Origin of the sequence: Kitasatospora sp. NPDC002551 (assembly GCF_040296005.1) — a bacterium.
GTDB lineage: Bacteria > Actinomycetota > Actinomycetes > Streptomycetales > Streptomycetaceae > Kitasatospora.
Genome location: NZ_JBEOWI010000046.1, coordinates 18,231 through 43,604, shown reverse-complemented (window position 1 = coordinate 43,604; position 25,374 = coordinate 18,231). Strand labels below are relative to the sequence as shown.

28 protein-coding genes are annotated in these 25,374 nt (G+C 73.1%); 21 read left to right on the top strand and 7 right to left on the bottom strand.

Features of this window, described 5'->3' with window-relative positions; translation table 11 throughout:
• Nucleotides 1-221 precede the first annotated feature (221 nt).
• Nucleotides 222-488: a hypothetical protein gene (locus ABT093_RS30535; protein ID WP_350569961.1), complete on the top strand. Its 267-nt coding sequence runs from the start codon at nt 222-224 to the stop codon at nt 486-488.
• A 79-nt stretch (nt 489-567) separates the two neighbouring features.
• Here ABT093_RS30535 and ABT093_RS30530 read toward each other — a convergent pair whose 3' ends face one another.
• The gene (locus ABT093_RS30530; RefSeq protein WP_350569960.1) at nt 568-1,170 is read right to left on the bottom strand and encodes a hypothetical protein; all 603 of its coding nucleotides are present in this window, start codon (nt 1,168-1,170) and stop codon (nt 568-570) included.
• A 622-nt stretch (nt 1,171-1,792) separates the two neighbouring features.
• On the opposite strand from ABT093_RS30530, the gene ABT093_RS30525 reads away from it, so the two are divergent.
• From ABT093_RS30525 to ABT093_RS30475, 11 genes are all read left to right on the top strand, one after another.
• Nucleotides 1,793-2,125 carry a helix-turn-helix domain-containing protein gene (locus ABT093_RS30525; protein ID WP_350569959.1) on the top strand — a complete coding sequence of 111 codons (333 nt, stop codon included), beginning with the start codon at nt 1,793-1,795 and terminating at the stop codon, nt 2,123-2,125.
• A gap of 7 nt (nt 2,126-2,132) precedes the next feature.
• Nucleotides 2,133-4,334: a hypothetical protein gene (locus ABT093_RS30520; RefSeq protein WP_350569957.1), complete on the top strand. Its 2,202-nt coding sequence runs from the start codon at nt 2,133-2,135 to the stop codon at nt 4,332-4,334.
• Complete coding sequence (locus ABT093_RS30515; RefSeq protein WP_350569955.1) at nt 4,331-5,059, top strand: helix-turn-helix domain containing protein; 729 nt, start codon at nt 4,331-4,333, stop codon at nt 5,057-5,059. Before ABT093_RS30520 ends, ABT093_RS30515 begins: the two co-directional genes overlap by 4 nt.
• A gap of 262 nt (nt 5,060-5,321) precedes the next feature.
• A complete protein-coding gene (locus ABT093_RS30510) occupies nt 5,322-5,507 on the top strand; it encodes a hypothetical protein (RefSeq protein WP_350569953.1) in 186 nt (61 codons plus the stop codon).
• 108 nt (nt 5,508-5,615) lie between these two features.
• A complete protein-coding gene (locus ABT093_RS30505; RefSeq protein WP_350569951.1) occupies nt 5,616-6,458 on the top strand; it encodes a hypothetical protein in 843 nt (280 codons plus the stop codon).
• A 26-nt stretch (nt 6,459-6,484) separates the two neighbouring features.
• Nucleotides 6,485-9,013 carry a DEAD/DEAH box helicase gene (locus ABT093_RS30500; RefSeq protein ID WP_350569949.1) on the top strand — a complete coding sequence of 843 codons (2,529 nt, stop codon included), beginning with the start codon at nt 6,485-6,487 and terminating at the stop codon, nt 9,011-9,013.
• Nucleotides 9,010-9,414 carry a hypothetical protein gene (locus ABT093_RS30495; RefSeq protein ID WP_350569948.1) on the top strand — a complete coding sequence of 135 codons (405 nt, stop codon included), beginning with the start codon at nt 9,010-9,012 and terminating at the stop codon, nt 9,412-9,414. Before ABT093_RS30500 ends, ABT093_RS30495 begins: the two co-directional genes overlap by 4 nt.
• Nucleotides 9,411-9,734 (top strand): helix-turn-helix transcriptional regulator, encoded by a 324-nt coding sequence (locus tag ABT093_RS30490; RefSeq protein WP_350569946.1) that lies wholly within the window; start codon nt 9,411-9,413, stop codon nt 9,732-9,734. Before ABT093_RS30495 ends, ABT093_RS30490 begins: the two co-directional genes overlap by 4 nt.
• A 79-nt stretch (nt 9,735-9,813) precedes the next feature.
• A complete protein-coding gene (locus ABT093_RS30485; protein ID WP_350569945.1) occupies nt 9,814-10,467 on the top strand; it encodes a hypothetical protein in 654 nt (217 codons plus the stop codon).
• Entirely contained in the window at nt 10,464-11,270 is an 807-nt protein-coding gene (locus tag ABT093_RS30480; RefSeq protein WP_350569943.1) for a hypothetical protein, read from the top strand. The genes ABT093_RS30485 and ABT093_RS30480 overlap by 4 nt, the downstream gene beginning before the upstream one ends.
• 32 nt (nt 11,271-11,302) lie before the next feature.
• Nucleotides 11,303-12,166, top strand: coding sequence for a hypothetical protein (locus ABT093_RS30475; RefSeq protein ID WP_350569942.1), 864 nt, complete (start codon nt 11,303-11,305; stop codon nt 12,164-12,166).
• A gap of 78 nt (nt 12,167-12,244) precedes the next feature.
• Here the strand turns inward: ABT093_RS30475 and ABT093_RS30470 are convergent, their stop codons facing one another.
• The gene (locus ABT093_RS30470; protein ID WP_350569940.1) at nt 12,245-13,876 is read right to left on the bottom strand and encodes a 3'-5' exonuclease; all 1,632 of its coding nucleotides are present in this window, start codon (nt 13,874-13,876) and stop codon (nt 12,245-12,247) included.
• A gap of 196 nt (nt 13,877-14,072) precedes the next feature.
• On the opposite strand from ABT093_RS30470, the gene ABT093_RS30465 reads away from it, so the two are divergent.
• Complete coding sequence (locus ABT093_RS30465) at nt 14,073-14,462, top strand: hypothetical protein (RefSeq protein ID WP_350569938.1); 390 nt, start codon at nt 14,073-14,075, stop codon at nt 14,460-14,462.
• 71 nt (nt 14,463-14,533) lie between these two features.
• On the opposite strand, the gene ABT093_RS30460 is transcribed toward ABT093_RS30465, so the two are convergent.
• Together ABT093_RS30460 and ABT093_RS30455 are read right to left on the bottom strand one after the other, a co-directional pair.
• The gene (locus ABT093_RS30460) at nt 14,534-14,743 is read right to left on the bottom strand and encodes a DUF397 domain-containing protein (RefSeq protein ID WP_350569936.1); all 210 of its coding nucleotides are present in this window, start codon (nt 14,741-14,743) and stop codon (nt 14,534-14,536) included.
• 21 nt (nt 14,744-14,764) lie between these two features.
• Nucleotides 14,765-15,613 (bottom strand): helix-turn-helix domain-containing protein, encoded by an 849-nt coding sequence (locus ABT093_RS30455; RefSeq protein ID WP_350569934.1) that lies wholly within the window; start codon nt 15,611-15,613, stop codon nt 14,765-14,767.
• A gap of 225 nt (nt 15,614-15,838) precedes the next feature.
• Here ABT093_RS30455 and ABT093_RS30450 point away from each other — a divergent pair, with 225 nt between their 5' ends.
• From ABT093_RS30450 to ABT093_RS30435, 4 genes are all read left to right on the top strand, one after another.
• Nucleotides 15,839-16,351, top strand: coding sequence for an ATP-binding protein (locus tag ABT093_RS30450; protein WP_350569933.1), 513 nt, complete (start codon nt 15,839-15,841; stop codon nt 16,349-16,351).
• Nucleotides 16,348-16,692: a hypothetical protein gene (locus tag ABT093_RS30445; RefSeq protein ID WP_350569931.1), complete on the top strand. Its 345-nt coding sequence runs from the start codon at nt 16,348-16,350 to the stop codon at nt 16,690-16,692. The genes ABT093_RS30450 and ABT093_RS30445 overlap by 4 nt, the downstream gene beginning before the upstream one ends.
• Nucleotides 16,689-17,027: a hypothetical protein gene (locus tag ABT093_RS30440; RefSeq protein WP_350569930.1), complete on the top strand. Its 339-nt coding sequence runs from the start codon at nt 16,689-16,691 to the stop codon at nt 17,025-17,027. The genes ABT093_RS30445 and ABT093_RS30440 overlap by 4 nt, the downstream gene beginning before the upstream one ends.
• A 118-nt stretch (nt 17,028-17,145) precedes the next feature.
• Nucleotides 17,146-18,342 (top strand): hypothetical protein, encoded by a 1,197-nt coding sequence (locus ABT093_RS30435; RefSeq protein WP_350569929.1) that lies wholly within the window; start codon nt 17,146-17,148, stop codon nt 18,340-18,342.
• A 75-nt stretch (nt 18,343-18,417) separates the two neighbouring features.
• Here ABT093_RS30435 and ABT093_RS41060 read toward each other — a convergent pair whose 3' ends face one another.
• The 3 genes from ABT093_RS41060 to ABT093_RS30415 all read right to left on the bottom strand — a co-directional run bounded on the left by ABT093_RS41060 (nt 18,418) and on the right by ABT093_RS30415 (nt 21,002).
• On the bottom strand, nt 18,418-18,885 hold the full coding sequence (locus ABT093_RS41060) for a ribonuclease FAU-1 family protein (RefSeq protein WP_502884349.1): 468 nt from the start codon (nt 18,883-18,885) through the stop codon (nt 18,418-18,420).
• 267 nt (nt 18,886-19,152) lie between these two features.
• Nucleotides 19,153-19,695, bottom strand: a complete 543-nt coding sequence (locus ABT093_RS30420; protein ID WP_350569927.1) for a GNAT family N-acetyltransferase — start codon at nt 19,693-19,695, stop codon at nt 19,153-19,155.
• Nucleotides 19,692-21,002, bottom strand: coding sequence for an NsdA family TPR-like regulatory protein (locus tag ABT093_RS30415; RefSeq protein WP_350569926.1), 1,311 nt, complete (start codon nt 21,000-21,002; stop codon nt 19,692-19,694). The genes ABT093_RS30420 and ABT093_RS30415 overlap by 4 nt, the downstream gene beginning before the upstream one ends.
• Before the next feature lie 302 nt (nt 21,003-21,304).
• Between ABT093_RS30415 and ABT093_RS30410 the strand changes: the two genes are divergently transcribed.
• From ABT093_RS30410 to ABT093_RS30395, 4 genes are read left to right on the top strand one after another with little or no spacing between them, the layout of a single operon-like run.
• A complete protein-coding gene (locus ABT093_RS30410) occupies nt 21,305-22,897 on the top strand; it encodes an FAD-dependent oxidoreductase (RefSeq protein WP_350569925.1) in 1,593 nt (530 codons plus the stop codon).
• The gene (locus ABT093_RS30405) at nt 22,894-24,156 is read left to right on the top strand and encodes a hypothetical protein (RefSeq protein WP_350569924.1); all 1,263 of its coding nucleotides are present in this window, start codon (nt 22,894-22,896) and stop codon (nt 24,154-24,156) included. The genes ABT093_RS30410 and ABT093_RS30405 overlap by 4 nt, the downstream gene beginning before the upstream one ends.
• Nucleotides 24,153-24,980, top strand: a complete 828-nt coding sequence (locus ABT093_RS30400) for a class I SAM-dependent methyltransferase (protein WP_350569923.1) — start codon at nt 24,153-24,155, stop codon at nt 24,978-24,980. The genes ABT093_RS30405 and ABT093_RS30400 overlap by 4 nt, the downstream gene beginning before the upstream one ends.
• Nucleotides 24,977-25,336: a MazG-like family protein gene (locus tag ABT093_RS30395; RefSeq protein WP_350569922.1), complete on the top strand. Its 360-nt coding sequence runs from the start codon at nt 24,977-24,979 to the stop codon at nt 25,334-25,336. Before ABT093_RS30400 ends, ABT093_RS30395 begins: the two co-directional genes overlap by 4 nt.
• Nucleotides 25,337-25,374: the final 38 nt, after the last annotated feature.

The following is a 25,374-nucleotide window of genomic DNA, read 5'->3' as shown; positions in this document are numbered from 1 at the left end:
GAGCCGACCAGGCGGGACCCGGGACCGCCCTGTTCGCGCTCGACCAGGCCCTCCACCGGGGGATCGGCGTGGCCGCCGCCGCCGTGAGTGCCGTACTGGCGGCCCGTGCCTCCCGCTAGCCGCACCACCTCCGGCGCCCCGGCCGGCGCCGGCGTCCACCCGCACAACCCGAACCAGCGGCCGAAGGCGCAGCAGACCTCCGGCCGGGCAAGGAGACCCTAGTGTTCAGCGTCCACGCCTACCCCTCACCGACCGACCCCCTGGAAGGGCAGAGCCTGACCTTCGAGATCCTCGACGGCAACGGTGCCGTCGTCCTCGACGACTACGAGGTCTGCGACCACCCGGAGGTTCCCCTGACGCAGGAGCACCGCGATGCCGTCCTGGCCCGGCTGCAGTACCGGCGCACCGGACCGTGGACGCAGGACGGCGCGTCCTTCGACGCCCCGGTCGAGCCGGTCGGCCGATCCGGAGCGGCAGCGAGCGGCTGAACCGCCGCGTGCGCGGAACGGGCCCGTAGGATTCGTGCGGCGGCCGGAGGCAGAGCAGCAGCCTCCGGCCGCCGGCGCGTCAGCAGCCGTGGACGCGCAGGATCTCGGCCGAACCCGCATCGGCGGCGGCCAGGTGCTCCAAGCCTCCCCGGACCGCGTGGTCGAGCACCAGCGGCGGCACGCCGCGCTCCAGCGGGGTGACCACCATCCGGCCGGGCCCCGGGTAGGTGACCTGGGCGGCCCGGGGGAACGCGCGGTCGGAGGCGTACGGGCTGGAGCTCAGGCACCGGCCCGGACCGCCGAGTTCGCGCTCGAAACGCTCCATCGGGTCCGGGAAGACGTAGCGTGCGGCCCCCGGAGCGGCCGTCACCAGCCAGAGCATGCCGGCCACCGCGAGGGCGACATGCCACCAGCGCACCCTGAACCGCCTCAGCGCCCACCGGGCCGGGAAGAACGTCACCACGGCCGCCAGGCCACCCGCCACGACCTCCGCCGCGATCGCGGCGCCACGGTGGTCGTCCCAGAGCCGCGACTCCCAGACGAAGGCGAAGACGCCCACGCCCGCGAGCATCGCGGCCGTCCCCGCGAACGACAGGGCCAGCATGCCGTTCTCGTCCCGCCTGTCGACGTACAGCCCCCGTGTCACCGCGCCGTGCTCCACCGAACTCTCCTTGCTTCCCACCTGCTGACAGGCCCGCACTCTAGACCGCACTACCCCTTCGAGCCCTCCCCTTATCCCGAAGGCCCGCGCCGGGCGGCACCGCCATGGAGTCGAACGGTCCCCGGTCAGCCGACCGCCCGGAGGGCTGCTCGCCGCGCCCGGCCAGGGCGGGTACCGGGTACTGGTCCCACCTCCACGGCACGTGCCGGCTGTGCCGCCGGTGGTACCCGCAGGCCCGGCAGCGGGAGGGCGCGATCCGCTGCGGCCTGAAGGCGTGCACCGGGTCGAGCCACTGGCCCTCGGCCTGGAAGTGATCGGACCGGTGCCGCCCGCACCCCCGGTACGCACAGATCCAGTAGCCCGAGGCCGGATCGGGTCCCTCGCGGAACCAGTGGTCGAGGATCAGAGGGAGGCGGGAGCTCATGACCGCAAGCGTACGGCGTACACCGAAACGCACCCGCAGCGCCTTGCCGTCAACTCCACTGATACTCAAGGGCGTTGATGCAGCCACGCTGCACAGCCCCGTCCGGAACGGCCGCGCCGGATGAGCACAGTATGAGGTCATTAGTGCGATGTTCAGAGAGAATAGGATGAGGCGTTCTTGGAGCGCTTTCGTGATACTGTTTCAGGTAGGAGGTATGAGATGTCCGAGATTTTCGAGGCGGTGGATGCGCTGTTGGCCAAGGCTCGCGACGGCGGCGACCTGCCGGAGCCGGCCGAGCGGGAGCGACTGCGCAAGGCCGCCGGCCTGACCCGGGTCGAGGTGGCCGCAGCCCTGGACACCCGTCGGGAGACGTTCGCGAAGTGGGAGTCCGGTGCCGCGCAGCCGCGGGCGCCCAGGCGCGGCGCGTACGCGTTCCTGCTCGCGGGACTGGCCGACATCCACGGCACCCAGGGCCCGGACGGCTGGCTCACCCGTGCCCGCCGCGCCCGCCCCCTTGACACCGACACCGACACCACCACCGAGGGGGAGTGACCCGCTGATGGATCGCAAGACGTACAACGCCGAACTCGCCAGCCTGCGCGAGCTGCGCGCCGAGATCACGGCCGCCGAGAAGGCCGTCGCCACCGCGCAGAAGGCGCTGGACAAGCTCACCGCCCAGCGCGCGCGCCGGGTGTCCGGGCTCGCGGCACACGAGGACGCGAAGGCCGACGCCGTCGCGAAGGCGTCCGGGCTGCCGATCGGCGACGTCGTCCGGATCGCCCCGCTGCTGGACCCGACCCCGCCCGCCGTCCGTGCCGCCCAGACCAAGGCCCAGGTTGTGCCCGCCCAGGCGCCGAAGGCCGCGCCGGCGTCCGAGCCGGCCACCGCGGTCGCCCCGGCGCTGACCCGCCCCGCCGTCGTCGTCGAGCAGCCGGCCCCGGCCGTCGAGGCGCCCACCGAGACCGAGGCACAGCCCACCCCGGCTGCGCCCGTCGCCGCCGCGCCGGTCGTCCCGACAGCTCCGGCGGCTCCGGCCGCAGCGATGGTTCGTTCGGCCGCGGCATCCGGTCCGCGCGAGCTGCCCACCCTCCCCGAGGGCCCGGCCGGTGACCGGTTCGAAGCCGTGACCACCGGCCTGGTCTCCAAGCGGCCGAACTTCGTCCAGCAGGCCCGCAGCACGGTCTTCCTCGACGCGGCGACCGGCGAACTCACCGTGCGCGACCGCGTGGTGCGCCTCGACCTCGGCGCCCGCACCCCCGGGGAGATCCTGGACGCTGCCCTGCACGCCGCCCCCGGCACCGAGCGGATCTACATCACCGCCGGTGCCCCCTGGCACGACGGCGCCGAGCGCTACTCCACGCTCAAGGACGCCGTCGCCGCCTGGCTCAACACCCCGAGCGAGCGGTGGACCACGGCCGTCGGGAGCGGCCGGGACAAGCTCGCCGGCCACTTCGTCCACCAGCGCCAGCCCGTCGGCCGCTACGCCCCCGCCGCCGCGCCGGACAGCGCCACCACCGAGATCCGCTCCGTGGGGGAGTGGTTCGACCCGGACGGCGCCGACGTCGTCACCTGCCGCCAGGCGTTCACCCTGCTGTGGCAGGCGCTGCGCCGCCACTGGGACGACGCCGTACTCCTCGGCTCCCCGTCGCAGACCGGCCGGGACCTGTGGTCGCGCACCATCCCCACCACCGGCAAGTGGGCCGGCGGCTATCCGGTCCTCAGCGAGGAACTGCGGAGCCTGCTGCACGTCACCGGCGGCCAGGGCCGCACCGAGCTGATCCTGCCCCCGCGCGTGCCGGAGCAACTGCCCGCCCTGGTCGAGTACGACCGCACGTTCGCCTACGCCAAGCACCTGTGGAAGAGCCCGGTGGGCACGCCGCGCCGGATCACCGCGGCCATGTTCGCCGCGATGACCGAGCAGGAGCAGGCGAAGGCGCTGATGTCCTGCTCGCACTGGAACATCAAGGTGACCGTCCCGCAGGGATGGAACCACGTCGGCCTGCTCCCGGCCCCGGTGACCGGTGACCGCGCATGGGTCTACCCGTCGGAGCCCGGTACGACCTTCACCACGTGGGCGGGCGGGGCAGAGGTCCACCTCGCGCTGTCGAACCACATCGCACCGTGGCGGATCGAGATCCTCGGCGGCCTGCTCTTCGAGGACGGCAAGCCGCTCGACGAGTGGGGCAAGCGCCTCAAGGCCGCCTGGGCCGACCTGACCAACCTCTCCCGCATCCACGCCGACGAGCGGCAGCGCACCGCCGCCTACCTCGCCAGCCGCGCCGTCCGCTCGGTGCTGCTGTTCGGCCTCGGCGGCTTCGCGCAGCGCCCCCGCCTGGTCTCCGGCACCACCCCGCTCGGCGAGGCACTCCCGGACGGCGTTGAGATCCTCGGCCAGGACGAGACGGTGGTCACCTGGCAGCGGCAGGCCGGCTTCCGCCGCGACCCCTACGCGCACCCCGAGTGGGCCGCCTACGTGTGGTCCGGGGCCAGGGCGGCGCTGCTGGACGTGAAGTACCGCGAGGGCAAGGAGGTCATCGGCTACGCCGGCGCCCTGCACGCGAAGCCTGGCAGCGTCGTGTACTTCGGCACCGACGGCATGGGCCTGACCGAGCGCCAGCCCTGGCCCTACCGGGGGGAGCCCGGCGACTACCTCCTCAAGGGACACCTGACCGGCCCCATCGAGCACCCGAAGTCCCAGGAGGAGTACCTGAAGCTGCGCGGCCTGGGCCGCGCCGAACTCGCGGCCGGAGGTGAGCGGTGAGCCCTGCCGACCCGAACCGGCCGAACGAGGCCGCCCGTCTCACCCAGGAACTCGTCGACCAGGGCTACACCAAGCGCCAGGTCGCCGCGATGCTCGGTCGTGACGCCTCCCTGGTCTCCCAGTTCTTCACGAAGGGCAAGGGAGCCAGCATGGTCGCCGCGCTGCGCCAGGTCGTGCGCGCGGTACGCGGGGGCGAGCGCGACCCCGAGGCGCTGTCGGCCGTCGCGCGGGAGAACGTGCAGCGCCGCCGCACGAGGACCGGGCAGAAGGCGCGGGTGCGGGGCAAGGACGTGATCGGCAAGCCGGGCGGGAGCATGGCCGGCCGGGCCGGGAGGCAGGCGATCAGGTCCGGCGCGGCGCACCTGGCCGGCGTCATCCATGCCGCCGCGGCCGCGGACGGCCGGGTCGCCCTGACCGTGCGCATGCTGTCCCGCTACTTCACCCTGCCGGCCGGCTCCCGGGAGGACTCGCCCGGCGTCCGGCGCGGCGTGGTCCCGCGCGCGGACGGCACCCAGGAGCGCAGCTACGGCTCCTCCGCCACCGGCGGCTTCCTGGCCACCGAGTGGTCCCGACGGGTCGCGGCCTCGCACGGCGACGTCGTCCATGCCGTGAAGACCTGGCTGGTGGAGACCGGCCGAGCCACCGAGGACGCCGAGATCGTCTACCTGGAGATCCGCACCTGGACTCCCACCGGCCACCAGAGCACCGAAGTCCCCATCGTCTGACGACCAGCCGGCCGTCGGGCGCCCGCCCGCCCCGGGCCACCTGGATCCGACGCAGAGCAGGCCGGTTGGCTGCGCGCCCACACCGGTGGGCTTCCGGCGCAGCCCTTCACCGCCGACACGGCGAAGGAGCACCCGGTGGGGACGTGCCGCACCGTCGGGGACACCACCATCCAGTGACTTCAGATCCGCGGGAGGGTCGCGGCGCCCCCGCCCTTCCCGCGGCCGCCGCTGACTCTGTTGCACCGTCCCAGGAGGCACCCCGATGCGCAGGAAGTTCGACTTCGACGCCGAGACCCGCACCACCACCTGCCGGACCTGCTGGCGCTCCGGCTCGGACACGGCCACCGAGGAGGAGGCCAAGGTCTGGCACGCCGGCCACCGCTGCCCGCCCCCGGCCCCGGAGGGCGACGCGAAGATCCTCCCGCTGCGCCCCAGGCAGCCGCGATAGACCGATGATCACACTAAGTGCCGCCCATGCTGCTCAGGGTTGCACCCCCGGGGGTCGGCTTGCCATAATTGGCAAGCCAGTTGCTATCCATGGCAAGGAGTATGAGCCGTGCTTCCCTCGCATCTGCCCTACGTCGAAGGCCTCGTCCCCAGCCCCTCCACGGACCAGAAGACCCCGGCCTTCCACCTCGGGCTGACCCCCCTGCAGACGTTCTGCCAGGTCCCCGTCCTCAAGACCCTCGACGGTCACCTGCCCGCCGACGCCGACCCCGCCGACGCCCGCCCCGGCCTGTGCACCCACTGCCTCGACGCCCTGGAGGAGTACCGCCGGCTGACCTCCACCACCAAGCGGGCCTCACTGACCTGGAACGAGGCGCTCAACCCCGGCGGCCGCCGCACGGCCGAGCTCGTACGCGCAGCCCTCGACGCCCGCGAGCACCTCTCCCTGATCAACCACCGGCTGTACGCCGCCCCCGAGGACCAGCGCGCCGACACCCTGCTCGCCCTGCTCGGCCACGTCTCCGACGCCCAGAAGGAGTTCGACGCCCTGGCCGACGAACTCGTCCTCGCCCTGCGCGACGTCTGCACCCCCGCCCCCTCCTGGGCCCGCATGGGCCAGCGCCTCGGCGTCACGGACAGCGCCGTCCGCAACCGCTATGCCCGCGGCTCCCTCGCCCACCCCGAGCGCCTCCAGCTGTGCACCATCGGCGGCACCGGCTGCGGCGAGCTCCGCCCGGCCACCCGACCCGGCGGCTTCGACCCATGGAAGCACCACGACCTCGACCACGAAGGCAACCCCGAGCTGCCGCAGGGCGACGACGACAACGACAACCCCCGAACCCATTCCGTCGACAGCGTCCGGCTCCTGGGGGAGGGCGTCGACATCGAGGCCGCGGACGAGCGCCCCTTCACCAGCCCCGGGAACACCCCCGGCGACGAGAACAACGGCTGACCCCGTACGGAAGAGGAACCCTGACCGTGGACACGTCCTCCACCACCGCGCAGACCCCCGAGCGAGAGCTGGGCGAGCCGGCCCGCGCACTGCCGGGGCCGGCCCGCCGCCGCGGCGTCCCGCGGATCACCGTCACCCCGCTGCGGGACTACCAGAAGCGCCTCGCTACCGAGGCGTGCCGGGAGGTCAAGAACGGCGGCCGCGCCACGGTCGAGATGACCTGCGGCTCCGGCAAGACCGCCGTGTCGGCCGAGTGCGCCCGCCGCCTCGCCCGCTACGGCCGTGTCCTCGTCCTCGTGCCGACCATCGAACTGCTGGAGCAGACGGCCAACGCCTGGAGCACCCGCTTCGGCCGCCGCGGCCTGGCCGTCGCGGCGTGCTCGCGCGACGAGGCCCTGGAACGCGCAGAGGCCGGCGGCCACATCGAGGCCGAGGTCACCACCGACGCCGCACGCCTCGCCGACCTCCTCGCCTCCGTCCGCGGAAGCGGCGGCAACGAGGCGCTGATCGTCTCGGACAAGCCCGACCAGCCGATGACCGTCTACGCGACCTACGCCTCCCTGGAACGCCTCGTCCGCGCCCACCGGGACTTCGGCCTGCCCGCCTGGGACCTGGTCGTCATCGACGAGGCCCACCGCACCGCGGGCGCCGTCGACAAGCCGTGGGCGGCCATCCACGAGGACGACAAGGTCCCGGCCCTGCGCCGCCTCTACTTCACCGCCACCCCCCGCATCGCCGCCCCGCGCTCCGGCTCCGACGACCTGAACGACCTGGTCGTCGGCACGGCGACGCCCGCCCTGTACTCCATGGACGACCAGCGGGTCTTCGGCCGGCCCATCACCCCCTACACCTACGTCCAGGCCCAGGACGAGGGCTGGGTCGCGGACTACCGGGTGCTGGTGCCCGTCGTCACCGACGAGGACCTGGCGAACCTGCTGATGCTGCCGGCCGTCGCGGACCTGCGCTCCCAGCGGACCAACGAGGACCTCCAGCGCCTCGCCCTCCAGGTCGCCGTGCTGCGCGCGGTCGCCGACCTCGGGCTGCGGCGCGTCATCACCTTCCACTCCCGCATCAGCGCCGCCCGGAAGTTCTCCGACACCCTCCTGGAGACCGCGGACCTGCTCGTCGACAAGGCGCGCCAGGCCGCCGGCGACCCGCTCGCCGACTGGGCCCGGCCCGAGCGGCTGTGGACCGCGGCCATCGCCGGCAACGACCGCCTCAAGGACCGCCGTGCGGCGTTCAGCCGGTTCTCCGCCCACACCGGCGAGGACGGCGAGGAGTGCGGCATCCTCTGCAACGCGAGGCTCCTGGGCGAGGGCATCGACATCGAGGCCGTCGACGCCGTGGTCTTCGCGGACCCCAAGTCGAGCGAGATCGACATCGTGCAGGCCTTCGGCCGGGCCGTGCGGCAGAAGCCGAAGCAGGGCAAGATCGCCTACATCATCGTGCCCGTCTACCTGCCAACGCCGGACGCCGAGACCGACGGCAGCGAGGCGGACGACCTCGCCACCTCCGACCCCGCCGACGTCATCGAGGCCGGCGCGGCCGTCCAGGCCGAGGCCGAGGATGCGATCACCGCCAGCCCGTTCAGGCCGATCCTTCAGGTGCTGCGCGCCCTGGCCTCCGTGGACTCCCGGGTGGTCGGCCGGATCACCGAACTGCGCACCCGCCGCGCCGGCACGAGCGGCCTGCACACCCTGCCGAAGGCCGGAGCCACCCCGCAGGCCGCCACGGGCGGCGCTGACGGCGACCTCCCGGACGAGGCGCTTGAGGAATCGCCGGTCAGCTGGCTGCGGATCGACGCCGGAGACCACGAGGACGAGATCCTGCGCGCCCTGAAGCTGCGCGCGTTCTCGCCCCGCGCCCAGGAGTGGGAGCGCCTGTACAGGATCGCCGCCTCCTTCCACACCGAACACGGCCACCTCGACGTCACCGACAAGGAGAAGCACCGCGAGCTCATCACCTGGCTCGACCAGCAGCGCTACCTCAACGCCTCCGGCACCATGGCCCCCGCCCGGAGGACAGAGCTCGACGCGATCGGCATGATCTGGTCCAAGCACGCCAACGCCTGGGAACGCGGCCTCGCCTACGCCCTCGCCTTCCACCGCCAGGAAGGACACCTGGCGATCCCGAGCACCCGCACCATCGACGGCTACAAGGTGGGTGCCTGGATGGGACGCCAGCGGCTCAGCCCTGACGCACTCACCGCCGACCAGCGCGCCCGCCTGGACGAGCTGGACCCGCTGTGGCGCCAGGACCTGGACTGGAACCGCTCCGCCCGCCGCTACGCCGCCTACCTCGCCGCCGGCGGGACCGTCGAAGGCCCCGTCAACCGCCCCGGCCTCGGCGACGACCCGAAGTTCCGCCCCGGAAAATGGCAGGCCAAGCAGGTCGCCGCAGCGAAGGACGGCACGCTCGACGCCCAGCAGATCGCCGTCCTGCGGTTCCTCGGCATCCTGCCGGCCAGCACCGGCACGGCGCCGATCAACCCGCTCGCCCTCGCGCCCGCGACCGCCGGGCGCACCGAAAACGAGGCCGGGGGAGCGGGGGAGTGAACCGCGACCTCGACGCCAGCGACTCCAAGGCGTGGCGGGCCATGGCCCGGGAAGTGCTCCGGGCCTTCGACCTCGACATGACCCCGCCCTGCGGCATGGGCGCCGAGCAGCGGAGCAAGGCCATGGCGGCGCACATCGAGCGCGGCCGTGAACTCCTGGACGAGATCATCGACCAGCACGTCGCCGCCGCGCGCACCGCCGTGGGCCGGGCCTCGCGCCGTCGCCGGGCGCAGCGCGGCATCTACGCGGCGGCCTTCGACGAGGCCGCCGCGTACGCCCGGGCCGTCCGGGACGGCCAGGACAGGGTTCTCCCGGCCCCGGCCCTGTTCAGCCGGGGCCGGCTGCCGCTTCTCGACCGTCACACCCACGACCGCACCGTGCTCTCGGAGGGGGCTCGGTGACCAGGCAGGAGAACGACGCCGAGCAGCGCCGGGACCTTGGCGCGCGCATCCGCTCTGCGCGCCGAGCGGCCGGCCACTCCCAGGGCCGGATCGCCGCCGTCCTGCGCGTACCCCGGTCCGCCGTCAGCGACATCGAGCACGGGCGGCGCGGCCTGGACGCGGTCGAACTGCGTCGGCTCGCCGCCGAGCTAGGCGTCACCGCGGACTGGCTCCTCGGCTGCGACGACCCCGGACCCTTCGCCGCACTCCACCCGGCCGACCAGCGCTCCGCCGAGCTGTACGCCGGCTACCTGCTCTGGCGCCGTACACCGACGACCTGACCGGCTTCCCGCCAGAGGACAAGCATCCCGGTCCGGGGGGAGACCGTCACCCGCCCACCTGCGTCAGGGGAGACATCCAGTGGACAGCCCGAACCCGACCCTCGAATCCGCCGAGAAGCGGCGGCTGGTCGAGGGTGCCACCACCGCGCTGGGCCTGGAGCCGCGACTGCTGCGCCTGCTCAGCGCCGTACACGAGGCCGGGCACGCCATCGTCGCCCACACCGTCGGCCTGTCCGTCACTGGTGCCGCCGTGACCAGCTACGAGCTGATCGGCCTCGGCGGCGACCACATCGCCCTGGACTACTCCGCCTACGGCAACCGCATTCCGCTGCCCAGCCTGCTGGCCATGCGCGTCGGCGGCTTCCAGGCGTCCTTCCTGTGGATGGAAGGCCGCGGCATCGACGGAACCACCGAGCCGTACCAGGAGGTCCTGAACGGCCTGGCCGGCGGTGACCTCAACTGGTGCGCCGACGCCTGCCGGAACCTTCTGCCCCACGCGCACGCCCAGGACACGATCGAGATCGCGGGCCGCATCCTCCTCTACCGCTGGCGCTCGACGCTGCGTCTCGCCTACGACCTCGCCAAGGCCGGCTCGATGGGCGAGTCCACCCTCCGGCCGTACCTCGAAGCCGATCCGTTGCAGGCGCTCAAAGCGATGGATTCCTACCAGACCTGGCGGAAGGAGACCGCCGCCCACTGGACGGCCGCGACACAGCAAGGAGATACGCGATGACGGACCTGCCCCGACACCCGCCCAGGGAGAAGTCCATGACGGTACCCGCCGACCCGCCCGCCACGTCCCCTGCCTGGCCTGCCGTGTGGGGCGAGGGCCTGTACAGCAGAACCGCCCTGCTGTTCTGGCTTGTGCTGAAGGCACAGAACGACCAGGACGCCCAGGCCCTCGTCGCCGCGTTCGAGGCCGACATCCTGGACATCGCCCACCACCTCAACGACGTGATGCTCGGCATGGACCGAGTCCACGGCGAGGACTACGCCCGCGGCTGGAACGCCGCGAACAAGGCCCTGTACGACAAGCTGGGACCGCGCATCGACGAACTCCGCGACCAGGTCCGCGACTGGCAGCAGGGCCGCGGTACCCGCCTGGCTGACCAGACGTCCCACACCTGGACCCGGAACGGCATCACCGCCAGCGAACTGCTGCACACCGCCCTGCCCCTGTACGCCGAACTCGCCGGAGCCCGGCCCTTCGACCTGGAGCTGACCACCACCATCGCGGACACCCTGGCCGCAGCGATCGCCGACGACGCCACCGCCTACACCGCCCGGCTGTGCGCCTTCACGGCCGCCCACCGCAGCCGGATCGAGGCGCTGCTGGCCGACTACGGCCCCGGCAGCAGCCACGACCGGCCCGGCGGCCGGTTCCAGCTCGCCCGGCAGCCCGAGCTCCTGCCTGTGCTGGAGCGGCTGCACACCGAACCGCTGAGCCTGCTCGGGGCGTTCGAGGACGTCCTACCCTCCACCTTGCTGCTGGACCTGGCCGCCGCCTGGGGCGTCTACCTGCCCGAACGTCCCTGACTCCCTGCCTGAACCCTCACCCGGAGCCCACCGTGACCACCCAGCCGTCCGCCGTACCGACCACCGCGACCACCGTCACCGTCCAGCCCCGCCCCCTGCTGCTGGTCGACATCGACGGCGTCCTGTCGCCCTACGGCGCCGCCGCGAACCTCCCCGGCTACACCGCCCACCCGGTCAGCCCCCAGGCCTGGAAGGACTACCCGGCCTACCCCAAGCCCAAGTACCACTGGGTGCACCTCAATCCCGAGATCGGCGCCCGCCTGGAGGCTCTGCCGCTGGACCTCGCGATGGTCGGTCCCTGGCAGCCGAAGGAGCTCGAAGAGCTGCTCCCGGCGGCCGGTCTGACCCGTCTTCCCGGCTTCATCCCTGTGCAGGACCGGTCCTTCTTCGCCCGCCCGGACGACCCGGGCAGGTCCCTGTGGGACCCGAAGGCCACGATCCGCGACCGGAGTCAGGACGTGGTCGCCGCCACCTGCCTGGAACGCACCGGCGCCGACCTGCCGTTCGCATGGCTCGCGGCCGGCTTCCCCGAGAACCTGCAGCGCGAACTGTCCCGCAACCACGGCGCACCGGTGCTCCTCCACGTGGTGAACCCGCGCACCGGACTCACCGATGCCGACTTCGCGGCGCTCACCCAGTGGGCCGCCGCGGTGGCCGCCCGCCCGCCGGCGCCCGAGCTGAAACTGCTCCGGTGCCGAGATTGCGGCGGTCGCTCGTCCATCGTGGTCGACGGCCGTCGCGAGGACCGGACCCACGAGGTGTGCAGGAGCTGCTGCGAGTGCTACTGCCCCGACCCGCAGTCGGACGGAGGTGACCGCTTCCAGCCCTGCGGTGACCTGGAGCGCGAGCGCTGCGAGGACTGCGGCGGGTGCGCGAACTGCGGCTGCGGCTGCTGAAGCCGAAACGGCGGGGCCTCCCGGGAGCCGGGAGGCCCCGCCGCTGCTTTCTCGGAGCCTGCACACCCTACCGTCGCTTCAGTGCCCGCCCGGACCGGCCGGGGTGATGGTGACCAGGCCCCTACCCTCGGCGATCGAGAGCAGGACGTCGCGTGCCGCCTGCGCGTCGCCCAGGGCGCGGTGGGGACCGTAGAGCTTGTAGTCCCGGTGGACCTCCCACACCGACCGGGCGTTCATCAGGCACCACCAGGAGGCCTTCTCCCCGAGGCGGCCCGGGCGGCGGCCGACCGCGCGGGTGTGGTCGCCGATCACGCCCATGTCGAAGGAGCTGTTGTAGGCCAGCAGCCGCCGGCCGCGGGTGATCCGGCGCAGCTTCGGCAGGATCTCCTCCCAGGTAGGGCAATCGGCGACCATCGCGTCGGTGATGCCGTGGATGTGGGTGGCGCGATTCGGCACCTGCGGGTTGATCAGCTGGTTCAGCCGGGTCTTGCCGGTGTGGGCGTCGATCACCGCGATCTCGCACACCCGTGCGTCGTAGAGGTCGGTGGTCTCGGTGTCGATCACCAGCCCGGCGCCCGGAGCCGACACCTCCCGGGCCGTCAGCAGCGTCTTCAGCCGGGCGTCCTTCAGGCGCAGCCCGCGGGCGAGGGTCTCCAGCTCGGCGCTGCCGTCCGCGGCGTCCAGGAGCAGTTGCCGGGTCAGCGGCAGTTCGCTCTGCGGGGAGCAGGCGATGCTCCAGGTGTCCTGCACGTTGTCGTGCAGCAGGTGCACCGGCACCTGGTGCTGCTCGGCCACCACGGTCGCGAGGCGGCGGGCGAGCTCGGCCCGGCTGGGCTTCTTCCTGGTGTGGGCGCGCAAGGCGGAGGTCCGGCCCGCCGGGACGGCCCGCACGGCCTCCCAGTCCACCCCGGCGCGCTCGCGCAGCGCGAGGACGTCCGCGGTCCGGTAGAGCTTGACCTCCACGGTGCGCACCGTGCCCGTCCGCTTGACCCACGCGCCCGCCGGCTCCAGCCAGCCCGCGGCGAGGACGTACGGGAAGTCCCGGGTGTAGCTGATGTCGAGGAGGTCCGCCGCCCGTTCCCCGGGAATCAGGCGCCGGCCCTCCACCATCTCGGCGAGGTCGGAGTCGGCCGCCAGGGCTTCGACGTCGGCCATGGCCCAGCGGCCGAGGCGCCCGGGCACCACGGCGCGCTGCTCGGCGGCCCACGTGAACTCGCCCTCGGTCTCCGCCCAGGGGCAGGCCCCCGCCGCGCCGGCGGTGGACAGCGAGGCCTCGATCCAGGCGGCGCGCTCGGCGACGACGGCGGCCAGGGCGGCGGCGTCCGTCCACTGCTCGGCCTCCAGCGCACCGTAGGTGGGGTGACCCTCGAAGGTGCCCAGGCACCGCAGCAGGCCCCGGTCGGCCAGGACCGGGACGTCCTCGGCGGCGACGGCCGCGATGCCCGTCACCTGGCGCAGCGTCTCGGCGATCCTGCGGGCGCCGAGCGGCCGCAGAGCGTCGAGCCGGGGCAGCAGCTCGGGCAGTTCGGTCCGCAACTGGTGGACGACGGCCGCCGACCAGCGGCCGCGGTCGGTGTCGGCGGCCGGGATGAGTCCGGCGCCGCGTCCAAGGTCCCAGAGGTAGCGGCTGATGCCGGCGGCGTCGGCGGCCTGGTAGGGACCGTGGTCGTCGCGCTCGCGCGCGGGGGTGGTCTGGGTGGGCGCGGGCATGGTCGGTGGTCCTCCCGTACGGCGACGTGGCACACGGCACAAACTAAGAACATTTGACCTATTAGCCATCAAATGCCTTCGAATACACGTTAATTGGCCGCACTGACAGCATGGGTCACTACGGAACCGGGCCACGCGGGTGACGACGGCCCCTAAAGTGGGCCCAGCAGCGCACCAGGGGATTCGGGGAGGCGCAGTGAGCCGCCGCAAGATGGACGACGGACGCCACGGCATCCGGCATCGGGAGGACGTCGGCGCGTCCGTCCTCGCCGACGAGCAGCGCACCGAGATCGTCTGCGAGTGCGGCGTCGTCACCGGCGACTTCGCCGGCCACCTCGCCCACGCCTGCGCCGTCGAGCACATCCCGGGCCCGGCCTGGTTCCCCGTCGGCGCACGCCTGGCCGCCATGCTCCTCGGCGGCGTCGCGCTGCTCCTCGGGCTGCTGGCCCTCGCCGACTCCACGCTCTCCGGAACCGCGCGCACCGTCGTCCTCGGGCTCTCGCCCGTGACCGTCTTCGCCCTGATGATGGGCGCCGCCCGCGCGCTGCGCCGCTTCATCGTCCCGCTCGCGCCGGACGGCCGGTAGCGGGACACGGCAGTGCCCGGCGGCCTCGGCCGCCGGGCACCCTTGCTGCAGGCCCCTCCCGAACCCCGCTCCTACACCTCCAGCCCGGCGGCCCACGAGCGGAACCGGAGCCAGGACTCCACGGGGAAGACGAGCGTCGGGCCTTCCGGGTCCTTGGAGTCCCCGATCTCGATCCTCTGTCCCGGCGTCCCGCCCGCTGGGCTGCGCCACCGGACGCACTGGCCGCTGTCGCCGGAGTAGGACTCCCACTCGCCCGGCGGGATGAACGGTGCTGCTGGCATAGTGCCTCTCTCGCTGTGTTGCTACGCCGCGTGTGCGGCGCGTTCGAGGAACGCCTTGGACTCGTCGATGTCCAGGGCGAGGCCGCGGATCTGGTCGAACGCGGAGGCGTAGGTGGCCAGGGAGTACTCGTCCTCCAGGTAGAAGGAGTTGAGCAGGGCCTCCAGCGCGACGAGCCGGCCGCCGTCGGGGAAGTCGAAGAGCGTGAACGGGCCGTCGAGGCCGAGGTGCGGACCGCGGTTGCGGGGCAGGATCCGCAGCTCGATCTCCTTGCGATCGGCCTGCTCGCGCAGGTGCGCGCTCTGGCGGCGCATGACCTCGGGGTCGCCGATGTGGTTGTCCAGGACGGCACTCTCGCTGAGCACCACTTCGTAAGGGTGTGCGTGCAGCCGGTTCTGGCGTTCGAGCCGGACGGCAACGCGTGAGTCGAGCTGCTCGCGCGTCGGGTGGACGATGCCGAGGCCCGCTTCCAGGAGGCAGCGGGTGTAGTCCTCCAGCTGCAGGCGGCCGGGGACCAGCGTCTGGTAGGTCCGGGTGCGCTCGGCTTCGCCTTCCAGCCCCAGGAAGTCCTGGAAGTTGAGGGTCAGGAAGCTGTTGTAGGAGTGCCACCAGCCGCGCTTGCCGATGTTGCGCGCCATGTCCTCCAGGGTCTGGCGCAGGCCCTGGTCGGCGACGTCGTACTCGGTCAGCAGGGCGCGCAGCAGCGGGATGTCGATCTTTGTCCGTCCGAGCTCGGCGCGGCTGATCCGGTCGATCTGGATGCCCAGGGCGTCGGCGACCTGTTGCTGGGTGAGACCGCGTTGCTCCCGCAGCCTGCGCAGGGCCTGCCCGAGTCGGCGCTTGCGGAAGGTCGGCGGAGGGGTTGGTGCCATGGGCTGCCTCCCGAGGTGATGGTGGGTCACAGTCTGCCCCCTGTACTGGATTGCGCCAATCGACGATATGCGAATTCGCAGTTTCTCGTCTTGACGCTCTGCGAACGGGGTAGGACAGTGGAGCATGCTTGCGGCGAGTCTCCGCATGATCACTCACCGCGACGTGAACCAGCGCGCCCCCGCACGCCCGGGCGCGGATCAGCCAGCACGGACGGAGCGTTCGTCGTGGAGAGCACCACCAGCACCCTCGCCGCAGAATCCCCTCGCCACCCGGCCGCGCTGCCGGACACCGGGCCCGCCCACGCCACCGCGGACGGCATCGCCTGCACGTTCACGGCCGTCACCCCGAAGACGGTCCACCAGGCCCGACGGGCCGTTACCGCCCACTGCCGCGCGGACTTGCCCGCAGCGGACCACGAGACCGAAGCGGCCAGCGACCTCGCCCTCATCGCGGACGAGCTGATGGCCAACGTCCAGCGCCACGCCCCCGGCCCCGCCGTCCTGGTCGTGACGTCCGAGCCCGGCTGCTGGGCGGTGCTGGTCTTCGACACCAGCCGCCAGGAGCCGGTCCCCGACACCGCGGAGCCGGGGAAGAAGGAGTGCGGACTCGGGCTGCACCTGGTCTCCCGGCTCAGCGAGAGCTGGGGCTCGTTCCCCACCGCCAGCGGCAAGGCCGTATGGGCCCGCTGCCCGAAGCCGGCACCCGCCACCGCCCCCCAGCACCTGGAGCAGCCGTGACCCCGCCCGTCCCCAGACGCCAGCTCTACGACTTCGCGCCGCCGGCCCCCGAGCCGCCACCGACCACGATATGGCTGGACGACGGCACCATGCTGGCCAACCCGAGGCCCGCCGGCCCCCGCCAGCTCGCGCTCAGCCAGTGGCTCCTGATCGACGGGCAGGCCTGCCGGATCCTAGACCTGCGCTGGGGCGACGGCGGCGGCCGGATCGTCCGCGTCGCCGGCCGGGCCCCTTTCTCCGTCCCGCACGCCGGATCCGTTCAGCGGTTCGACCTCGTCACCCCTCCCGCCGGGCCCCGGCGCCGCCCCGCGGGCCCGCCCGCCGCAGGGAACCCCCGGTGAGCGGCATCGGCGTACGGCTCGTTCCGCACCGCGAGCTGACGGACGGAGGGAGCCCGGCCCGCTGCGTGGAGGTCGACCTGGGCCCGGCCGGCGGGGAGCCACTGCGGATCACGCCGACCCAGCTGGTCGCTCTCGCGATGGAGACGGACACGGTGCTCGCGCAGATCCGGGCGCACGCCAGGCAGGCGGAAGCCCACTGGCGTGCGTCGCTCGGCCACTGGTTCGAGGAGGCCAGGGCGGCGGTCCAGGCCCAGACTCCGGAGACCGCCCTGCTCCAACGCGTGCTGGACGCCCTGCGACGGCCGGACCGCGATCCGGCCGCCTCACTGCCGTAGGGCGAGGCAGTCCCGTGGACCAGGGGCTTGGAGGTGCGCCGGACTCCGGCCCACCCCCATGCCCCTAGGCTTGACGCAGTCCACCCCGCAGGGGACGCAGTCACTACCAGGGAGCACGATGGCACCGCACGCGACCTCGACCGGCACGCGGGTGGACCCCGCACAGCTCTCGCTGGAGCTCCGGCACCAGCACCGCCTCACCGACCGGTCCGGGGACGGCCTGCAGGTCTGGACCGCCCGGATCGACGCCGACGGCGAACCCATCGGAACCCTGCGCGCCGCACGCTGCGGCTACTGGCGCAGCGGCAACCTCTACGAGCGCATGACCGACGAAGGCGGCTTCCTCGCCCACGTGGCCGCCCAGGCACTCACCCCCGACGGCCAGTTCAGCTCCGAGTTCGAACAAGCCGTCGAGATGCCCAACAGCCTGCTGGTGGTCGACCACCTGGACCTGCCCTCCCCCTGGCAGCACCCCATCGTCGCCGCCGCGCTGGTCGCCGCCCTGATCGACCGGTTCACCGACAACCACTACGCCGTCGTCCTCCCCACCGCCGGCACCGCCGCGGTTCCGGGCGCCGCGCTCCTCCACCAGGCCGCAGAACACCTCGCCGCCGACGAGTACGGCGAGGGCATGCTCATCATCGACACCTGCATGGCGGCGCCCGAACACGCCGCCGACCAGGTCCGGCAGAGGCTCCAGGACCTCTCCCAGCACGGCATGGACTACCCCGACGACGAGACCGACGAAGACCACGACTGGGAGCCGACCCCGCGCACCAGGGCGGTGCTGCGCCTGGCACTGGAGGACCTGAGCCGGACGGCTTGGGCCGAGGTGGCCGCGTTGGGGGACGAACAGCTCACCGCCAGGAGCGCGGGCCTGTTCGCGAGTCTGCCGAGACTGACCTTCGGCCAGGACGGCGGGTGGCGCCGGCAGATGGCTCGGACGTTCGACGACCTCGCGGCCGATCTGACGGAAGGGCGGCAGCTGGAGCCTGGCTGCACCGGGGAGGAGATGGCCCTGCACCTGGCGATCAGCCGGGCAGGGGAGATCACCACGGACCGCCCCAGGATGGTTGCGGTCGCCGTAGGGGGCCTTCCTGTTCACCGGGACGACCTGGACTGGGAGGCCTGCTCCGACCTGCTTTTCCAGGACCATGATGTCCTGATGCTGTTCGACTCCTCGATGGACGGCATCGATGCTCCCGGAAATCAGGTCAACCAGGCGCTCGGCATGGTCAACCTCAGCCCGGGGGACTGGTTCGCCCCCTTTGATCCGGACGCAGCGCGCGATGCCGCGCGGGGCTTCCGGCACTAGCGTTCTCCGGCCTGGCGCCGCGGTCCCGGGGCCGCAGATACACCTCAGCTGTCCGCCGGGGCACGCCGCGGCGGTCTACCGCGTCGGAGCCTGGACCTCGAATTCGTCCGCGTTCGGGGGGAGCTCTGGGGGCGGCCACCCGGGGTCGGGCGTCCAGGCCGGCCAGTCCGCGGAGAACGGCAGGGCCCGTTCCCGGACGAGGGCGAGCGCCCGCTCGCGCGCCTCGTCGACAACGGCGTGCAGGGGGTCGCTGATCAGGCCGAGACGGCGGGCCTGGTCGTATTCGTCGAGGTCCTTCCACCGGTGAGCGCTCAAGTCGGGCTCGACGACCAGGTCGACGAAGAGGTCGAGGGTGTCCAGCCCGATCGGGGTCCGGACGTAGGGCAGCTCGAAGTTGACGTACCAACGCTGCGGCTCGCCGGTCGCGGCGTCCTGGAAGGTGTGAACGCTGAAATACTCGCCCTCCTCGAACCGCGAGAGCAGCGTGGTGCCCTGCCACTGCCAGGCCGCGAGCTGCCACTGGCCGGCCGCGAGGTCCTCCAGGCCGGACCTGCGAACGGCTTCGTCGCCGGTGCGTATCGCCGCCGACCAGGTGGCGGGGGCGAGGCTGGTGAGGCCGGGCCAGTAGGCCAGTTCGATGACGGCTCCGTCGTCGGCGACGGTGCGGTAGGGCTGGGCTGGGCTGACCAGACTCGCCCCTTGTGGACATCGCGGCGAACGGCGGTGCTGCCGGGCGTGAACCGGGTGATGGCGGTGGTCATGTCGCTCCGGGGGATCGGCCGACGCCGACCCGGCCCGGTGCGGCGCGGGTCAGAACGGCGTGCGGAGCAGGAGGAGGTCGAGCACCGGCCCGTCGGGGCCGGTGTGGTAGGGACCGGCGTACCGGTACCCCAGTCGATCGTAGAGCTGGCGGGCCGGTGTATCGCCCGGCATCGCGAGAAGCGACACCCACCGGGTGCGCAGCGCCTCCAGCAGCGCGCGGTGCAGGCCGTAGCCGATCCCTTGCCCTTGCCAGCCGGTGCGGACCGCGAGCTCGCAGATTCCGGCCAGCGAGTCGGTCCGGCGGGCTTCCGGGGTGACGGAGGGGAGGAGCTGTTCGCCGAACCAGTACAGCGGGGTGCAGGGGAAGCCGTAGCCGAAGCCGACGATCCGGCCCTCGGCGTAGGCGGCGACGAGGACAAAGCCCTCGTGCCGGGCGTGGCCGGTGATCTGGCGGCGCAGGGCCTCGGGGGTGAAGCCGGCGCGCGCGACGTCGTCGTGGCCGGTGTGGGCCTCGGCCCACACGCCGGTGAGGGCGTCGAGGAGATCGGCGGTGTCACCGGCGCCGTGGCGCCGCAGGGCGAGTGCGCTCATGAAGTACCTCGGGTGACGGGAAGGGGGAGGCAGGCGGTGTGGGCGTCCAGGTAGTCCGCGACGCAGGGCACCGCGCGGTGCGCCCGTAGGGCGCCGGCGATGTCGTGCAATGAGCGGACGAGCCGCTCGGAGCCGACGTCCGGGAGGTGAGCGAGGGCGCGTCGGGCGGCGTCGGTTGCGGCGTCGAGGTCGGGCCGGGGCCGGTGGGCGTGGTGCAGGGCGATGTCGGCGGTGTAGAGGGATCGGTTGCGCGGGCTGCCGTCGGCGAACAGCATCACGCTCTGCTCCGCGCCTGCCGCAGCGCGGTCGTGCTGACCGAGGTCGGCGCGGCACAGCGATTCCAGCCCGGCCAGCTCTCCGGGGACGAAGAAGGCGAGCCAGTCGGGATCGGCAGCCCGCGGCCCCTTCTCGTAGAGGCGGTACGCCCGCACGATGGCGTCTTCCGTGAGCGCGCCGTCTCCTTTCAGGGCCCAGCCGCGGGCCTCGCGCATTGCCAGCAGCGCCAGCCAGCGCGGTGAACCGAGGCCCGCGGCCGCGAGCTGCGCGACCTGGGCGGTGCTGACGGCCTCCTGTGGGCGGCCGGTGGCATGGGCCAGCAGGGACATGCAGGCGAAGGCGTGCGCCTCCAGGCCCGGGTCGTCGGCCTGGCGGGCGTGGGCCAGGGCCTCGGTGTAGAGGGACCGGGCGTCGGCGGTGCGCCCGGCGTCGAGGGCGAGCCAGCCGGCGGCGACCGACAGCATGCCGGTGGCGGTGTGGAGCCGGCGGCCCAGGTGATCGCCGTAGCGTGCGTGGGCGAGCCAGGAGTGGGCGGTGCGGAGGGCGGCGGAGGCCTGGTGACCGAGGTCGGCCGAGCCGTGGTCACGGTCCTGGGCGTACAGCTGCTGTTCGACCTCGACCAGAAGTTGGAGGTGGTCCGCGCCCAGGGCCGGACCGGCGCCCGGGGTCGGGAGGGCTGCGGTGAGCAGGGTCGCCCCGGTGCCGAAGACGAAGGTGCGGCGGATCATGGGGGCGGCTCCTGCCTGGTCCTGTTCTGCGTCAACCGGTCTTCTGGGTCTTGCCTGGGCAGGCGGGGCCGTGAATCCGAGTTCGACCGCCTGGCGGCCGGTCACCTTGTACAGCAGGCGCCGGTACTTCGCCCGCGGCCACTGGGAGACGCCGTCCTCCCAGGTGGCGAGGGTGCGAACCCCCAAGTCGACCGGTTCGCCGAACTCGATCGACTTCTTCACCAGGAACTCGACGGCCTCGGTGCGGCTCATCTGCCACTCGTCCTCGCGGAGCTGGCGGAACGTCGTGTTCGGTCTTCCCATGGCCGCCCCCTGAGAGCGTCATGCTGCCCTTCGCTGATGCGACGGTAGCGAAACCGACACGGGCAGCAACAGTGGCGCGGCGTCGGAAAGTCCCGGGCGGGCCCGGTCTTTCATCGGAATTTCCGGCGGTCTGACATCGCAGCACCGCTCGCCGTAGCGCTTCCCTGGAATGGCAAGGAATGACGCTCAGCGATCTTTCATGCGCATCCGGTAGCTGTTCCCGCCTTCCCTGCTGAACCGCCACGGTCGAGCCGTGTCCGGAAGGCCACCTGCATCCCACGGCCATGATGGAGGCCCCGCACATGACGAACCATCGTCACCCCAACGCGCCCATCGCTCGGGCCGCAGGCCCGCGCACCGAGATCCCCGTCCCGCTGCAGGCCTGCGGGCACTGGGACGTGGTCATCGCCGGGTCCGGCCCGGGCGGCCTCGCCTGCGCCCGGGCGCTCACCGCGCACCGCCCTGGCCTGCGGGTCCTCCTCCTGGAAGCCGGGCGCGCCTACCGGCGCCGCCCCTGCCCGGTCGACAAGGGCTTCTCCTGCACCGGCTGCGCCGGGATCTGCAACGTCGTCTCCGGGTTCGGCGGCAGCATGCACTACGGCGACGGCGCCAAGCTCAGCCTCCTGCCCTCCGGCCGCCGCCTGATCGACCACTTCGGCGTCACCACCGCCCAGGACCTCTGCGCCACCGCCTACACCTGGCTCACCGAGCCCCTGGCCGCCGCGCCCGAACTCCTCGGCCAGGACCTCTCCGACCGCGCGATCCAGGCCTTCGACGCCAACCGGCTCGCCATCCGGGAGTACCCGGTGGCCGTCCTCGGCGAGAGCGCACTCGGCCGCGTCATCGAGGGCTTCCACCAGCACCTCGCCGGCCGCATCGCCCTGCGGCACACCACCGAGCTCACCGCCGCCGAACCCGACGGAACCCGCCTGCTGCTCACCGTCCGCTCCGGGCGCATCCACGACCGGATCACGGCCGACCACCTGGTCCTCGCCACCGGCCGCCGCGGCGTCACCTCCACCACCGCCCTGCTGCGCTCCCTCGGCGTGCCGACCGAGCTGCCGGACATCTCGCTCGGCGTGCGCTTCGAGATGGCCGCCTCGCTCCTCGCCCCGATCGGCGAGGAGCACCCGGACCTGAAGATCACCCAGCTCGACGCCGGGGCCCGCAAAGTCAAGACGTTCTGCTTCTGCGGCGGGACCAACGGCGGCCGGCTCAAGTTCACCCACTACCAGGGGGCCTTCGGCGATCCGGTCATCACCCTGGACGGACACGAGACCACCGAGCGCCCCGCCCCCGTCGACGGCCGCGACCTGGCCGCGAACTTCGGCCTGCTGTGCCAGTCCTCCGGGCGCGGCAACGCCCTCCAGGCCCGCGACTCCTTCCTCGCCGCCTACCGCGAGCTCGCCAGCGGACGCCCCTTCACCCAGCGCCTCGGCGCGTTCCTCGACCGCCGCGACGAGACCGCCGACTGGACCGAACTGGCCGCGGCCCTGCCGTTCCAGCCCTCGGTGGCCGACCTCGCCACCGGCCGCGTCGACCTTCTCTTCACCGACGACGAGCACGCCAGCCTCACCGCCGGGGTGCGCCGCCTGCTCGCCTCGATCCTCGACCACGCCGGCCACCCCGCCACCTTGACCGCGCTCGCCGACCAGGTCTTGGTCGTCGGCCCCGAGCTGGAGTTCCTATGGGACAAACCCGCCGTCGACACCACCTGCCGGGTGCCGGGCCTGCCGGTGTACGTGGTCGGCGACAGCGCCGGCATCGCCCAGGGCATCGTCCAGGCCGCCATGATGGGCATCGCCGCCGGACGCGACATCGCCACCCGACAACCGGGCGCCGTCCCCACCCGGAGCGGCGCCCAGGCCGCGCTGCGCGCCGGAGGCCGGCCGTGAGCGCGACCCTGGACGACCTTTACCCGCCCGGGGCCATGCTGCTGCCGGTCAACCCCGCCCTGATCGCCCCGCGCCTGGCGGCCCCGCCCGCCGAACTAGAGAACCACGGCCGCTACCGCGACCACTACGGCCCGTTCCTGATCGGCGAGAAGGCAGTGGGCACCGAGCCCGAGCGCATCGCCCTCATCGACAAGGCCTTCCCCCACACCCTGTACGACCTGATGCTGCTCGTCGGCCGCGACGACATCCTGCGCACCTGCGTAGGCGAGCTGCCCGACACCGTCCTGGCCGCCCTGCTCGACCTGGTCGCCGTCTTCGTCGACCACGTCTCCGACCCGGCCACCGTGCGCACCTTCAGTCTGGAGCGCGGCCGGCTGTCCATCAGCTGGAACTACGACCCGACAACCGACCGCGACAACGGCCAGTGGTGGGACAAGCGCCTGCACCTGCACCTCAACTGCTGGAGCCCGCGCACCTGCCGCACCGTCCACCCCGTCCCCCTCGCCGACGTCCCCGACCCGGCGCTGCGCCGCTCCCTGGTCGACCCGACCGCCTACCTCGCCCACCGCGTGATGATCGACGCCGTCCGCGCCGACCGGCTGCCTGCCGCCTGCCGCCTCCTGGAGCCCGACCCGGCCCGCGACGCCGGCCAGCACCTGCCGGTCGGCCTCAAGGTCCGCCTGCCCGGCTTCGACTACCTCGCCACCGCTGAGTTCCGGGACCTGCTGCGCCTGCTCCACGGCACCGCGGCCGCCGCCTACCGGCTGCTGCGCGCCGCCTTCACCGACGACCAGGCGCCCACCGGGCCCTGGCGCCGGCCCCCGCTGCGCCCGCCCGCCGGCGTCGAGGCCGCCCTCGCCGCGATGAGCTGGCTCAGCCCCGCCTCACGCACCCTGCTGCTCAAGCTCCGCACCGTCCTGCGCGACCTGCCCGAGCGGCAGGTGCTGCTGCTGCGCGACCGCTCCGACCTGGCCAGGCGCTGCCTGGCCCTGGACGGCCTCAGCTACAACCTCCAGCTGTTCACCCCCGACCAGCTCTCCACCCGCCACCCGATCAACCACACCGGCGAGCTCTACCTGGTCCAGCAGTTCAAGACCGTCAGCTCCATCGGCTCCAGCCCGGCCCTCGGTGGCGCCGTCGCCACCGCCGCCGACCGCACCCACGGCCCCGCCATGACCACCGGCGACCGCAGCCTGCGCCACGCCTTCCAGCACGCCTACGCCCACCGCGCCGGCTTCACCACCAGGAGGAGCGCATGACTCCCCTCGACCCGGACATCCTCGCCTTCTACAACCTCGGCCACGAGCAGCAGCGCCTGGCCGACCCCCGCCGCTCCATCGAGTACCTGCGCACCATGGACATTCTGACCCGCCACCTGCCGCCCGCCCCCGCCACCGTGCTGGACATCGGCGGCGGCCCCGGCCGCTACGCCCTGCCCCTCGCCGCGGCCGGCTACCAGGTCACCCTCCTCGACCCGGTGCCGCTCCACGTCCAGCAGGCCACCGACGCCTCCCGCACCGCCGAACAGCCCCTGGCCGCCGCCCACCTCGGCGACGCCCGAACCCTGCCCCACCCGGACGGCGCCTTCGACGCGGTCCTGCTGCTCGGCCCGCTCTACCACCTGCCCGACCCCGACGACCGCCACCGCGCCCTCACCGAGGCCGCCCGCGTCCTGCGCCCCGGCGGCCTCACCGTCGCCGCCGGCTGCTCCCGCTACTACACCGCCTGGGAGATGCTCGCCGCCGGCAAGCTGGACCTGCCCGGCGCCCTGGAGACCGTCACCGGCCACCTGAGCACCGGCCGCCACCACAACCCGCACGGCGACCCGCGGCTGTGGACCACCGCCTACTTCCACGACCCCCACGAACTCGCGGCCGAAGCCGCCGCCGCCGGCCTCACCGTCCGCACCCTGCTCCCCGTCGAAGGCCCCGCCAAGCTGATCCCCGGCATCGGCGCCATGCTCCAGAACCACCAGCGCCGCGAGGAGATCCTCCACCTGCTGCGCCTCCTGGAAGACCGGCCCGGCGCCCTCGGCACCACCGAGCACGTCCTGGTCGTGGCCGCCCGCCAGGGGCACTCGTGACCGGCCCCCGCCCGCACCCTGGCACGGGGCAGCTGCTGCACCAGATCTCCGCCTGGATCGACGCCGCGCCCGCCAACCGGGACCGCGACCCGGAAGCGCTGCTGTGGAGCCGGGTGGCCAAGGTCGGCGAGGAGGCCGGGGAAGCGGTGGCGGCGCTGATCGGCGCGACCGGCGCCAACCCCCGCAAGGGCACGAACGCGACCCTCGCCGACGTCGAACGCGAGCTCCTGGACACCGCCGGCGCCGCGCTGCTCGCCGTCGAGCACCTGCGCACCCGCGACGGCCGGCCCGGCACCGCCGTGGACGCGTTCACCCGCCACGTGCGTGCCGTCGCCGAACGGGCCGGGCGGGCGTAGGCGACCACCCGAAGCAGCGCGGCCCCCGGCGAAACCTC